11 protein-coding genes are annotated in these 13394 nt (G+C 41.7%); 7 read left to right on the forward strand and 4 right to left on the reverse strand.

Annotated elements, in window-relative coordinates; translation table 11 throughout:
- The 4 genes from AC1DO4_RS20650 to AC1DO4_RS20665 all read left to right on the forward strand — a co-directional run.
- A partial coding sequence (locus AC1DO4_RS20650) for a hypothetical protein (RefSeq protein WP_477419299.1) occupies window positions 1–910 on the forward strand: 910 nt, incomplete at its 5' end.
- A 51-nt stretch (window positions 911–961) separates the two neighbouring features.
- On the forward strand, window positions 962–1132 hold the full coding sequence (locus AC1DO4_RS20655) for a hypothetical protein (protein WP_477408050.1): 171 nt from the start codon (window positions 962–964) through the stop codon (window positions 1130–1132).
- 304 nt (window positions 1133–1436) lie between these two features.
- Window positions 1437–1841, forward strand: a complete 405-nt coding sequence (locus tag AC1DO4_RS20660) for a VOC family protein (RefSeq protein ID WP_477419301.1) — start codon at window positions 1437–1439, stop codon at window positions 1839–1841.
- A gap of 348 nt (window positions 1842–2189) precedes the next feature.
- Complete coding sequence (locus AC1DO4_RS20665; protein ID WP_477419303.1) at window positions 2190–3560, forward strand: dipeptidase; 1371 nt, start codon at window positions 2190–2192, stop codon at window positions 3558–3560.
- 62 nt (window positions 3561–3622) lie between these two features.
- Here the strand turns inward: AC1DO4_RS20665 and AC1DO4_RS20670 are convergent, their stop codons facing one another.
- From AC1DO4_RS20670 to AC1DO4_RS20680, 3 genes are all read right to left on the reverse strand, one after another.
- Window positions 3623–4675: a serine hydrolase domain-containing protein gene (locus AC1DO4_RS20670; RefSeq protein WP_477419305.1), complete on the reverse strand. Its 1053-nt coding sequence runs from the start codon at window positions 4673–4675 to the stop codon at window positions 3623–3625.
- 1516 nt (window positions 4676–6191) lie between these two features.
- Window positions 6192–6662, reverse strand: coding sequence for an N-acetyltransferase family protein (locus tag AC1DO4_RS20675; RefSeq protein ID WP_477419307.1), 471 nt, complete (start codon window positions 6660–6662; stop codon window positions 6192–6194).
- Between the two features lie 13 nt (window positions 6663–6675).
- Complete coding sequence (locus AC1DO4_RS20680) at window positions 6676–7821, reverse strand: mandelate racemase/muconate lactonizing enzyme family protein (protein WP_477419309.1); 1146 nt, start codon at window positions 7819–7821, stop codon at window positions 6676–6678.
- Window positions 7822–8110: 289 nt separating this feature from the next.
- Here AC1DO4_RS20680 and AC1DO4_RS20685 point away from each other — a divergent pair, with 289 nt between their 5' ends.
- The 3 genes from AC1DO4_RS20685 (at window position 8111) to AC1DO4_RS20695 (ending at window position 12276) form a co-directional block, all read left to right on the forward strand.
- A complete protein-coding gene (locus AC1DO4_RS20685; protein WP_477419311.1) occupies window positions 8111–8842 on the forward strand; it encodes a DUF4290 domain-containing protein in 732 nt (243 codons plus the stop codon).
- Window positions 8843–9244: 402 nt separating this feature from the next.
- Window positions 9245–10552: a UDP-N-acetylglucosamine 1-carboxyvinyltransferase gene (gene murA / locus AC1DO4_RS20690; protein WP_477419313.1), complete on the forward strand. Its 1308-nt coding sequence runs from the start codon at window positions 9245–9247 to the stop codon at window positions 10550–10552.
- Between the two features lie 158 nt (window positions 10553–10710).
- Window positions 10711–12276 (forward strand): ArnT family glycosyltransferase, encoded by a 1566-nt coding sequence (locus AC1DO4_RS20695; RefSeq protein WP_477419316.1) that lies wholly within the window; start codon window positions 10711–10713, stop codon window positions 12274–12276.
- A 204-nt stretch (window positions 12277–12480) separates the two neighbouring features.
- Here AC1DO4_RS20695 and AC1DO4_RS20700 read toward each other — a convergent pair whose 3' ends face one another.
- Window positions 12481–13356, reverse strand: a complete 876-nt coding sequence (locus AC1DO4_RS20700; protein WP_477419318.1) for a hypothetical protein — start codon at window positions 13354–13356, stop codon at window positions 12481–12483.
- Between the last annotated feature and the right edge of the window lie 38 nt (window positions 13357–13394).

The following is a 13394-nucleotide window of genomic DNA, read 5'->3' on the forward strand; positions in this document are numbered from 1 at the left end:
ATTTACTTCTGATACAAAAACTGAAACTCCATCTAATCAAAGTACGGCTTTCACCGGTGGCCCGAAAAAAGACTTAGGCACTGCTGACTTTGCTTTCACCGGCGGTCCGAAAAAAGATTTAGGTACTGCTGATTTCGCTTTCACCGGCGGTCCGAAAAAAGATTTAGGTACTGCTGATTTCGCTTTCACTGGCGGCCCGAAAAAAGATTTAGGTACTGCTGACTTCGCTTTCACCGGCGGCCCGAAAAAAGACTTGGGTACTGCTGATTTCGCTTTCACAGGTGGTCCGAAAAAAGATTTAGGTACTGCTGACTTTGCTTTCACCGGTGGCCCGAAAAAAGATTTAGGTACTGCTGATTTCGCTTTCACTGGCGGTCCGAAAAAAGATTTAGGTACTGCTGACTTTGCTTTCACCGGTGGCCCGAAAAAAGATTTAGGTACTGCTGATTTCGCTTTCACTGGCGGTCCGAAAAAAGATTTAGGTACTGCTGACTTCGCTTTCACTGGCGGCCCGAAAAAAGACTTGGGTACTGCTGATTTCGCTTTCACTGGTGGTCCGAAAAAAGACTTGGGTACTGCTGATTTCGCTTTCACAGGTGGTCCGAAAAAAGATTTAGGTACTGCTGACTTCGCTTTCACAGGTGGTCCGAAAAAAGATTTAGGTACTGCTGACTTCGCTTTCACTGGCGGTCCGAAAAAAGATTTAGGTACTGCTGACTTCGCTTTCACTGGCGGTCCGAAAAAAGACTTAGGTACTGCTGACTTTGCTTTCACTGGTGGTCCAAAAAAAGATTTAGATACTGCTGATTTCGCTTTCACTGGCGGTCCGAAAAAAGACTTAGGTACTGCTGACTTTGCTTTCACTGGTGGTCCGAAAAAAGACTTAGGTACCGCTGATTTTGCAGCATAATAAAACTATCTGCAGCCAACAATTTCAACAACGTACTAACGCAACATCATCATGAAAAAGATCATCATCGCAATAGTCATCATATTAACTTCGGGCATAACTGCTTATTCATTAAGCACTAAAGAAAATACCAATACAAACTCAAAGGTAAAAACCGAAGCCGAGTCATTTACAGCCAAAGCAGGCCACGGCCCCAAAGCTGACCTTGGCACTGCCGATTAATTTTAGCATGTAGTAAGCTGCAGGTTGATGTGTTCTTCAACCTTTAACGGGCACCGGTGCGCTATGAAGCGCTAACACCTTTCTCTCTTAACAGCCGGCAAATACATCAAGCTCCCCCCTGGTTTATACGGTGTTACCTTTCATGATGGAAAAATACAAAACAAGCCCCGCCTTTAACGCGTTGTTTACCTATTTGGAAATTGTGCCGGTTGGCATCGTGATATCTTTAATAGCTGCGCTCATACTTAAAAAAAATCGAAACCAATTAACGTAAACGCATAGATCTAAACATAATTGATTAAATATGAAAAAAGTAACGGGCCTGGGCGGCGTATTTTTTAAATGCGATGACCCAAAAGGTATGAACGAATGGTACGCCAAAAATCTTGGATTGCCTGCCAGTGAATACGGAACTACATTTGAGTGGCGGCAAGCCGATGATCCGTCGAAAACAGGATCCACATCCTGGTGCACGTTTCCGCAGGATACCAAATATTTCAATCCCTCGACTAAGCCATTTATGATTAATTACCGGGTGGAAAATATCGCTGCGCTGGTAGATGAACTAAAAAAGGACAACGTGACCATTATTGATGAGATTGCGGAATATGACTATGGCAAATTCGTCCATGTGCTCGATCCGGAAGGGAACGTTATTGAGCTTTGGGAACCAAAAGATGAGTTGGATCAGGATAACGTGGCAGAGTAAACATAGCTCACATATCGAATACAGCGATGCTTTTGCCCCCATCGCTGTACTCGATATAAGGGGGAGATAATCCCTTTAAGATTTGCCTTTATCCACTGTTTGATTTTCTTTAATTCGCCTCCGGGGACTCGTCCCGACGGTACTTTTCCTGTTTGCAGATATAAACCGCCCCCTTTTTACCTGACCCGCACTAACGTCGAATGCTGCCAGGCTATCCTGCCAGGTAACATTTTCCGGGGCGGCTTTTTAATCCCACTACACCTTATATATACAGCACATAAAGCAGCCCTGTCAATTCCTGCCACCTAAATCAATAAACATCAATATATTTGCCGCAAACTTGATAATATGCAGCACATAAAGCAATATGTTGATGAGCACAGGCAACGTTTACTCGACGAATTATTTGCCCTATTGCGTTTCCCATCGGTTAGCGCCGATCCTAAATACAAAAACGATGTATTAAATACTGCCGACTATGTTGCGCAAAAACTACGCGATGCCGGTGCCGATAATGTGGAGATATGCCAAACGGCAGGCTACCCTATAGTTTATGGCGAAAAAATAATTGATGCCGGCAAACCCACCGTTTTGGTTTACGGTCACTACGACGTGCAGCCTGCAGATCCGTTGGAGCTGTGGAAAACTCCCCCCTTTGAGCCTACCATTCGCGATGGCAAAATTTATGCCCGTGGCGCCTGTGATGATAAGGGCCAGTTTTACATGCACGTAAAGGCATTTGAACTGATGATGCAAACCGATACCCTGCCCTGCAATATCAAATTCATGATTGAAGGAGAGGAAGAAGTTGGCTCATCTAACCTTGAAATTTTTGTAAAAGCAAATAAAGAAAAGCTAAAGGCCGACGTGGTGCTGATATCTGATACATCGATGATCAGTATGGAGCATCCATCCTTAGAAACCGGCTTACGCGGGTTATCATACCTTGAGGTTGAAGTAACCGGCCCCAACAGGGATTTGCACTCGGGCGTGTATGGTGGTGCAGTGGCCAACCCAATCACCATCTTATCAAAGATGATAGCCTCTCTTCATGATGAAAACAACCACATCACCATCCCCGGTTTTTATGATAGCGTAATTGAGCTTACACCTGCCGAACGTACCGCCCTTAACAACGCGCCATACGATGAAGCAGCATACAAAACCGACCTTGATGTGGCCGAACTTTGGGGCGAAAAAGGATATACCACCTTTGAACGCACCGGTACGCGCCCTACTCTTGAGGTTAACGGTATATGGGGTGGCTACATTGGCGAAGGCGCCAAAACTGTATTGCCATCAAAGGCTCATGCCAAAATTTCGATGCGCCTGGTGCCAAATCAAACATCAGATGCCATAACCGAACTATTTACCAAACATTTCCTAAGCATAGCGCCGGCCAATGTGAAGGTAAAAGTAACCCCGCACCACAGCGGCGAACCGGCGGTAACACCAACCGACAGCATTGCTTACCGGGCGGCCCAAAAAGCCATTACCGAATCGTTTGGTAAAGAGCCAATCCCCACCCGCGGCGGGGGCAGTATCCCTATTGTTGCCCTGTTTGAGGCTGAGCTTGGCCTTAAAACTGTGTTGATGGGTTTTGGCCTGGATAGCGATGCCCTGCACTCGCCCAATGAAAAGTATGACATTTTCAACTACTATAAAGGAATTGAAACAATACCATTGTTTCATAAGTACTTTGCGGAACTGAGCAAGTAGTTGGCTTTGGACAAAATATTTTTAGATAAAGGAAATTACTGCCCCTAAGTTAATCCTGAACCCTATTTAGAGCCAATTTTGGATAATGATTGATAAGATTTATTATCTAAAATTGCCTCTATAGCAGCTGCAATGTCATAGACATTTCCTTGCCGTTGGTTAGTGAGGATAATGATCGTTCTATCTTTGCTGGTCTTAGTTAACTCCAATGCCTGGTAATGCAACGCCGTGCCGTCATGTATATGGTTAATTACTTTATCGCCCTCCATACTACCTCCACCCAAACCGCATTGCCTGTCGGGCTCTACGGGTGTAATTATTTCATGAGTCGATGCAGCATTGATTAGGCAAAATTTAGTAATACATTGCGACCATTTATAAAAATCATCTACCGTTAAACAGGTCCAACCAGATATTGGCACTTCAAGGCCGTCCTGTTTAAAGTCGTTATTAAAAGATTTAGCTACTAATAAATAACTATCAGTCGGATCAATCACACCATTGTTAATACCGGCTGCTTTTAGCATGTTTTGTTGCACAAATTGGTTAAACGATATACCTGTTACTTTTTCAATTATCCTTCTGCGTAAGAAAGTGTTGTTGTTATTATAAGCATAGCTACTTCCAGGTTCAAAATCCAGCCGTTGTAACAATTGAAGATCTTTCCAGTTATCTGCATCGCTATGAACTGTCTGCCATTTTATTTCAGGTAGTCCGCTGGTATACTGCAATAAATTTTTGATGCTTATTTTTTCGGCCCATGAAGGCAATCCAGGAAAAAACTTAGATACTTTATCGTTTACACTTAGTTTGCCCTGCTCTTGAAGCATCATGATTCCTACTGCATCAAATTCTTTAGCTATTGATCCTATGTGAAAGCGGTATTCTATATTCAGAAGATTTTTCTTTGATGCATCTGCATATCCTATTGCTTTCCTGATAATTACTTTTCCGTGATCAGCTATCAATATATTACCATTGAAAAGGCCTGATTGATGTGCTTCGTATAGATACTTATTTATTAAGGCTAAATTATTATTTTGAGCACATGCCCGTATCCCTATTGATAAGGTAGCGAGAAAAATTAGTATACTGCTTTTATAAAATATGTTCATAACCCTTTTATTTATCGTTAAGACGCGGTATAATTTTATTCGTTACATCATTCATGAATTATAAACAGCCATTTTCCTGTCATCCAAATCGTTAGGCAGCATATCCCGCCTGATTAAAAAAAATAAGTTTCCTCTGCGTTCTCAGCGAACAAGCCTAGTTGTTATCTACAGATTTGGCAGCTTAGGTTTCATACTTTTTATTCTATTACCTTTTCCGTCCTTTTAATGTTTTTCAATCATTATGGTTTGAGGCCATKATAGCTGTGCTTATGATACAATGCGGCTTTGGTCTGCAAATCAATAAAATGAGCAATTCCTTTTTTCTTTGTAAACAGCAAGAGTCTCCAATGTTTTGTAAACCACCTTAAGCATCTTCAATTACTTGCTATTTCATAAATATCTTCGTTAATTATATATAAAGTACATTTTTATAAGCCCTGGTATTTTTAAATCATAAAACTTAGGTTAAAGAAAACTACCAAAGTTTTTCACGCAAAGACGCCATGACGTAAAAAAAACAAGCAAGTTGCTTTGCGTCTTCGTGTTTTTGCGTGAAACCTTTTTAATTTAATGATATTACGCGGCACTCCGCCGCAGAACATATCGCCATCATACATGTGGACTTTCGAAATAAATCATTTTTGTTTGAGTTAAAATTAAAAAAAATTAAAAAGCTGCCCGCCTTACTTAAAAAAAAATTTACCGTATTCTTCATGGTAAGCTGCCATGATTATTTATAGGCATATATTAAAATTCTTATTTCGGCCTTTGAATAATCGCTGCTTATTTATTATAGATTTTTATAATCAAAATACACTTATTTTTCCTCTTTTTATCGTATTTTATTATAACTATCCAGTTCCCCGTCAGTTTGACATATATACTCTTTCCAGCCTTTAAATTAATTATTTGAAAAAAAATTAATTTAAAAAACCGTAAATAGAATATTTTTAATTAAATTTAAGCAACCGATATAATATATTATTTCAAAAAGTTAATTGCATCGATTTAGCAATAATATGAAATCGATTGCGGAACATGTGTTTAGTGATAGCATAAAACATTAGCCTAAAATTGTGTCGGCGACGAATTTTGCAGGGGCCGAACGCATAATAATACCTTTTATTGCTTCATGACAATAAAATGACAATTATATCCTACTAATTAAAAACAAATTAACCCTTAGATAACGTATAAGAGTAAACACTTTAAAACCTGCTATTATGGAAACCACAGAAAAAACTAAAACTGAAGCTACTAAAGAAATGCACGACCCTAAAACAACTAAAAAGGGCCAGACTCCGAAAGTTATTAATAAATGGAAGAGGAAACCTCTGCTATAAAGAATAACGCGTCGCAAAAAGTTCGTTAATAAATTTCGCGAGCTTTTTGCTTTAGCTCCGCAAATGTTCTGCGGAGGGAAAGTTTCAATTGCAGGGGCTTTAAAGTTCGGCTGTATGCTAACTTATGCACACATCTTCTTTCTTAGGAATAAAGATTGGTGCATAGGTTAGATTTATTGTGAAGTAGTATCCAACCCTACCCGCATTTCTACCATGTGCTTCTGAAAGCCGGTTTTTTCATACGCTTTTACAGCAGCCCCGTTATCACTATACACCTGTAACCTCAATTCGGTTAATCCCTGTTTACGCGCCCATTGCTTTAGCTCCCCAATAATCATTTGGTTAATGCCCTTACCCCTGTGCTGTGGCGATACATACATAAAACCCAGGTAGGCATAATCCGAATAATTAAAATAAGGTTTCTCACTTTTTTTGATCCTGGCATAGCCGCTGCCAACCAATTCGCCATCCAGCTCGGCCACTAAAAGTTCAACATCAGGAGAGTTAATAAACATCTCCAGGTCGTAGTACTTAATTGCACCCGCAACAAGTGTGCTGTCAAAGGGGCGTTCGGCGGTAATCACACCCTGTTCAAATTGCAGCAGCGTGGGTATATCGTTTAATGTTGCTTGTCGTATCAGCATAAGCAGTATTATATTAAATGCGAAAATGTTCGCAGCTTTTCAAAAATTCATTATCAGCATCAGCACCTATACCTGGGCTATCATCAATGTTTAGCTTATACCCATCATAGGTAACGCCACCAATGCAGGGATCCTGCAGATGGCCCAGCATACAGGTATCCATATCATAAAACCGGATATTAGGACTTGCATATACAAAATGCAGCTTGGCACTCAAAGCAATACGGCTTTCCAGCATCCCTCCCATCATGCATGCAATGCCCTTTGAGGCCGCTTCGTCATGAATTTGCTTAGCCTCAAACAAGCCACCCGATTTTGACATTTTGATATTGATGAAATGGCAGCTTAAGCTATTGATCTGCTTACGGGCATCGTGATGATTGTATACACTTTCATCAGCCATAATTTTCACCGGCGATAACTGCATCAGCCCGGGCAGCAAATCGTCGTACCAGGTACGCATAGGCTGTTCGCAAAATTCAATATCATATTGCCCCAATGCCTGCAGGGCAAAAACAGCATCGCCAAAACTCCAGCCCTGGTTGGCATCAATGCGAATCGTCATCCCGGGACCAACAGCCTCACGGATCTGCCTGATGCGCTCCACATCCTCTACTGCATTTTTACCAAGTTTTACCTTCAGGATATTTGCCCCCGACGCCTTAAAATCCAAAGCCTTCAAAGCCATGGCCGCCGGCCCGGCAATACCTATGGTTATATCTGATTCAATTACCCGCCGCTCGCCACCTAATAACCGGTACAAAGGTAAACCTGCATTTTTGGCGGCTATATCAAATAAAGCCATATCAAATGCACTTTTAATGGTGGTGTTACCAGCGGTAAAACCGTGCAGTTGCTGCAGGCGCGCAGGAATATCCAGTGCATCCTGCCCTATCCATAGCTTTGCAAATTCGCGGGCCATTACCAGGCAGGTATCCTGCGTTTCGCCCACTATCATGGGGAAAGCCGAGCATTCGCCAACGCCGTAAAAACCGGCGCCGGTATGTACCCGGATAAACACATTTTGCGCATGATCCATTGTGCCGGTTGCAATAGTGAACGGCTCCATAGGGATACTGAAACGGTAAATATCTATATGGGTGATGGTTGTTTTGTTTTGCATGACATAAATAGCCTCACCTAAATGGCGTAGCTTCATGAGTACAATAATATAAAATACATTGCGAATAATCCTCTCCAACAATGAGGACTTAACATACAAGGCGGATTAAACTGAAATACCAATCTCCTTATTAAACTTCCTTTTAAAACCCTCCTCAGTTGGAGAGGGTTGGGTGAAGCCATAAATTTTATTTGCACTTTAATACTATTACGTTATATTTGCGTTACTACAATACAGTTACAATTCAATTTTAGCCTCCTGGGCCCTCAATTATGCAGGGAAAAGACGCATGGCTAATTTAAAACTTTCTTAATACAGCAATTACATGGCACAAGAAAACACGCCTGCAACATTTGATTATAACTCAACCAGGAATAAACTTATCCTGTCGGAATATGGCCGCAACGTACAAAATATGGTAAAATATATTGTAGCGCTGCCCACTAAAGAAGAACGCAACCGCTACGCCCAGGTTGTAATAGACCTGATGGGTTTTTTAAACCCTCACCTGCGCGATGTGGCCGATTTTAAGCACAAACTTTGGGATCACCTGCATATTATATCTGATTACCAGATAGATGTAGATGCGCCCTACCCAAAACCAACACCCGAGGCCATCCACCTTAAGCCACAGCCTTTAAGGTACCCGCACCAGCGTATTAAATATAAGCACTATGGCAAAACCATTGAGCTGATGATTGAAAAAGCAAAAAGCATTGAAGAGCCCGAGCGCAAACGCCACATGGTGCAGGCCGTTGCCAACTTCATGAAAATGGCTTACGTTCAATGGAACAAGGATTCTGTAAGCGACGAAAGCATTCTTGCCGATCTGTATGCCTTATCAGGCGGTACCTTAAAATTGGAAGAGAATATCAACCTTAACCGTGTTGAGTTTCGTCCCAACAACCATCCTCAAAACAACAACCAAAACAACCGCGGGCGTACCAACAACCAAAGCAACCAAAACAATCGCGGGCGTAGCAATAACAACCAGAACAGCGGTCCGCGTAATAATCAAAACAATCGTAACCGTAACCCGGGAGCGAAGAAATATTAAGATCCAGGGATCTTTATTTAATTGATCAGATAAAATCAAAATATACAAAAGCCCGGTTTTTCCCGACGAAAAACCGGGCTTTTTTTACAGGCTTTTTCAGAACTTTTTAAACCAAAATAATTATTGATTTTTCTAAATTAATCGTACATTTTTCTACAATTATTGTGCATTTTTTATTGCTTTATAAGCATTTAAGAAGTGATTTCTACTCAAAACCGGCGCTTTAAAAAGTTTTCGGCGGTAATTATCCAATCTTACAACTTCAAACAACATCAATCAATAAGTAAACTAATGAACTGATGAACAGTCAGGAAATTTTATAATCTTTGCCGGGAATCAACGCTCATTTAAAAATTGAGTATTAACGGCATTGAATTATTGATCTATCAATTATAACCACCTATGACTAACGCATTTGTGATAAACGGCGGGAAACCGCTAAAGGGCGAGATTACTCCACAGGGAGCAAAAAACGAAGCATTACAGGTAATTTCGGCGGTATTACTTACCGAAGAGAAAGTAACCATCAGCAATATACCCGATATTAAGGATGTTAATAAACTCATTGAGCTACTGGGCGATATGGGGGTTATCACCGAAAAAACCGCTCCCGACACTTATACCTTTATAGCCAAAGATATCGACCAGGACTTTTTCCAGTCGGAAGCCTTTAAATCCAAAGGTGGCGGTCTGCGTGGGTCTATCATGATCGTTGGGCCGCTGCTGGCCCGGTTCGGTAAGGCGTCTATCCCTAAGCCCGGTGGCGATAAAATAGGCCGCAGGAGGCTGGATACCCACTTTTTAGGATTCGAGAAGCTGGGAGCCCGGTTCGATTATAACCCCGAGGATGGCTTTTTTAATGTAGATGCCTCCAACCTGCAGGGCACTTACATCCTGTTAGATGAAGCTTCGGTAACCGGTACGGCCAACATTGTGATGACTGCTGTACTGTCAAAAGGAATAACTACGATTTACAACGCCGCCTGCGAACCCTACCTGCAACAGCTGTGCAAAATGCTTAACCGCATGGGCGCTAAAATTAGCGGTATAGGCTCAAACCTGTTAACCATTGAGGGTGTTACCAAACTGGGCGGTACCGATCATCGCTTACTGCCCGATATGATCGAGATAGGATCGTTCATCGGTCTTGCTGCTATGACAGGGTCTGAGATCACGATAAAAGATGTTCATTATAAGGAGCTGGGCATGATCCCCGACGTATTTAAACGACTGGGAATCAAGCTTGAACTACGTGGAGATGATATTTATATCCCAGCACAGGATCATTATGAGATAGAGACCTTTATTGATGGTTCTATCATGACCATTGCCGATGCGCCATGGCCTGGGTTCACCCCAGACCTGCTGAGCATCGTTCTGGTAGTAGCCATACAAGCTAAGGGCTCGGTACTCATCCACCAAAAAATGTTCGAGAGCCGTTTGTTCTTTGTGGATAAGCTGCTGGATATGGGCGCCCAGATCATCCTTTGCGACCCGCACCGTGCAACTGTTATCGGGCTCGACAAACAGGTACAGCTTCGCGGGATCTCTATGACCTCGCCCGATATCCGCGCCGGGGTATCCTTGTTAATAGCTGCCCTATCAGCACAGGGTAAATCAACCATCTACAACATTGAACAAATTGAACGTGGCTATCAGCATATTGATACGCGTTTAAAAGCTTTGGGCGCCGATATAACACGAATTTGAGCTAAATTTGAGGTAAAAGGTTAAAGGCGAAAGGCAAAAGGTTGCCATTGGCAGCGAAAAAAACTTCGCCTTTAACCTTTCTTTTCACCTCTTCTTAAAAACTTTGGTCTTTAACCAAAATCATTACCTTTAGCTTCTGTTAAACCACATTATAACCAATGACCTACAAAAACCGGAAGTCGACATACGTTTATTTCATATTGATTTTTGTATTTATTAAGGTTATTTTAAACCTGTTTGCCATAAGTCATTTCGGGTTTCACCGGGATGAGTTTTTGCACTTGGTGCTTGCCGATCACCTGGATTGGGGTTATAAGGAGGTACCACCATTGATAGCCCTGCTGGCCAGGCTGTCTATTACACTGTTTGGTGATTCGGTTTTTGCAGCCAGGCTCTTCCCTACTATTTTTGGTGGTTTAATTATCTGGTTCACCGGGCTTATCGTAGTTGAGTTTGGAGGGCGCAGGTTTGCCATTACTTTGGCCTGTTTAGCCATGATATTTTCGCCTGCATTTGCAGCCAGCGACTATCTCTTTCAACCCGTGGTATTTGATCAGTTTTGGTGGGTTTTAACAGTTTGGCTATTTATTAAATACCTCAACACAACCGATGTAAGATACCTTTACTGGCTGGGCGCAACCGTTGGCCTGGGGATGCTTACCAAGTATACGATGCTATTTTTTACCATAGCCCTTATAGTTGGTATACTTATTAGCAAACAGCGTAAACTACTGTTTAACCGGCACATATTGGGAGCAATGGCCCTGGCCATGCTGATATTTTTGCCCAACTTTATCTGGCAGGTGACTCACCATTTCCCGGTAATTACCCACATGAACACACTGCGTAAAGAGCAACTGGATTACATTACCCCCGGCGAGTTCATTAAGCAACAGCTTACAGTTCATGGCATTGCGTTATTTGTTTGGCTTACCGGTTTAGCATTTTTGATCTTCTCGTTCAGGCTGCGTAACTTCCAGTTTCTGGCTATTGCTTATGCGCTCATCTTCATTTTTTTGTTACAGATGGATGGCAAAAACTATTACCTGTTTGGGGCCTATCCAATGCTTTTTGCCGCCGGTGGCTTTGGTTTCGAACGCTGGTTAAAAACAAGCGGTTATGTCCTTCGTACATTAACTATAGCCCTTTTTACCATACCCAACATGATCTTATTCCCGTTGGTATTACCTATTTTGCCGCTGCAGCAAACATTGGCATTTTTCAGGTTCACCAGCAAAAACATCCCTGCATTAAAATTTGCCGTAACCTGGGAAGATCAAAAAGTACACGCTACCACACAGGATTATGCCGACATGTTCGGCTGGGATGAGATGGCCAAAAAAGTGAGCGATGTCTACCATAGCCTTACACCCGAACAGCAAAAACAAACCCTTATTTATGCCGATAATTACGGCGAGGCGGGGGCCTTGCACCATTATCGCAAGCAATATAATTACCCCGATGTAGTATCATTAAACAGCAGTTTTACGCTGTGGGCTCCGGACTCCCTTAATTGTAAATACATGATCCATGTGGACGACAGTGGCGGCGAAAACATCCGTGAATTTGTAGCCGGGGGCATGATTGGCAGCTATAAAAAACTTGGTGAAATAGTAGCTCCCTACGCTGTGGAGAAAGGGACGGGTATTTACCTTATTACCGATATTAAGTTTCCGTTACAAGAAAGGTACCGGAAAGAGTTGATGAGAAAAAGGATGCAGTAATAGTCTCCTAAATCTACCTTAAGGAGGAGACTTTAAAGCTTTTAGCCGTAATGCAAGTGTTCTACCTGAATACCATTTACAATAAATGCCCAGCATTTATTGTAAATGGTAAATCAACAACTATCACACCGGCTTTAACTTTTACTATGCTCCCAAAATGGGAGTGGAGGAAGACCATAAACTGGTAAGAGCTCTAATCATGATTTATTTCTCTTCAATTAATGAGTAACGCTTTTTAGTTTGAGATGACATTATTCCTGTTGATGAAAAGTCGATCAATCCATTATAACTTACCCACTTACCTTTTTCTACAGAAAATTCAGCTAGCCCCTGAAAGTTCATAGCCATGGTTGTTTTTATCGGTGACTGCCCCATTGGTGAGTTAAAATCTCCTTTAATGTATTCAGCAACATCGTATTGGAGTGTTACAATATGCTCACCTCCCCTATTTTCGATTTTAAGCACCTTTACCCGGTTTTTATGGTAAGAACTATCGCAGATAAAGCTTTGATCAGCAGTAAGTAAATTTACGGTTAGCGAATAGGTATCGCCTTGTTTAACAGCCTTTCCCGGCAACTCAAACAACATTGCTATCATGTTCTTTTGCTCGCCTTTAGTGTAAAAACTTTCAATAGTTCCATCCTCATATATCGCCCCACGCAGCATTACACCTGCCGAAAACTGGTTCATCAGCTTTTGCATTTCAGTTAGATTACCAACTTTACTATCCTGAGTCTTTGATTTATCGGGCTTTGATACCATTGCAATATCAATAATACCTTTTCGGTTTTCGGTTAAGCTGGTCACTAAATTAGTTTGCTGCATAACTGAGTTAAGTTCCTTAAATATCTGCTGCATTTTATCGGCATTTGCCGAATCGATACCCATAGATTTAAACATCCCATTCACCCCAAAATTCACCCGGCTGGCAGTATCTATTTCTTCCATGACGGTTTTGTAGGATAGCACTTCGTTAGGCTTCAGCTTCCATTTCAAAAACACATGGTCGGCTGTTTGTGCAAAGGAAGATGAACTAACTGTTATAAAGACACTTAGAAAAAGGAATTTAATTTTGGTCATAGCGTTTAGATTAAATTTAAATGTAGGTATTTAAATTT

The sequence above is a fragment of the Mucilaginibacter sp. P5_A6 genome (assembly GCF_056400585.1).

Coding starts and splice junctions, on each gene's coding strand:
- AC1DO4_RS20655 (WP_477408050.1), top strand. CDS start 962: ATGAAAAAGATCATCATCGCAATAGTCATCATATTAACTTCGGGCATA.
- AC1DO4_RS20660 (WP_477419301.1), top strand. CDS start 1,437: ATGAAAAAAGTAACGGGCCTGGGCGGCGTATTTTTTAAATGCGATGAC.
- AC1DO4_RS20665 (WP_477419303.1), top strand. CDS start 2,190: ATGCAGCACATAAAGCAATATGTTGATGAGCACAGGCAACGTTTACTC.
- AC1DO4_RS20670 (WP_477419305.1), bottom strand. CDS start 4,675: ATGAACATATTTTATAAAAGCAGTATACTAATTTTTCTCGCTACCTTA.
- AC1DO4_RS20675 (WP_477419307.1), bottom strand. CDS start 6,662: ATGCTGATACGACAAGCAACATTAAACGATATACCCACGCTGCTGCAA.
- AC1DO4_RS20680 (WP_477419309.1), bottom strand. CDS start 7,821: ATGAAGCTACGCCATTTAGGTGAGGCTATTTATGTCATGCAAAACAAA.
- AC1DO4_RS20685 (WP_477419311.1), top strand. CDS start 8,111: ATGGCACAAGAAAACACGCCTGCAACATTTGATTATAACTCAACCAGG.
- murA (WP_477419313.1), top strand. CDS start 9,245: ATGACTAACGCATTTGTGATAAACGGCGGGAAACCGCTAAAGGGCGAG.
- AC1DO4_RS20695 (WP_477419316.1), top strand. CDS start 10,711: ATGACCTACAAAAACCGGAAGTCGACATACGTTTATTTCATATTGATT.
- AC1DO4_RS20700 (WP_477419318.1), bottom strand. CDS start 13,356: ATGACCAAAATTAAATTCCTTTTTCTAAGTGTCTTTATAACAGTTAGT.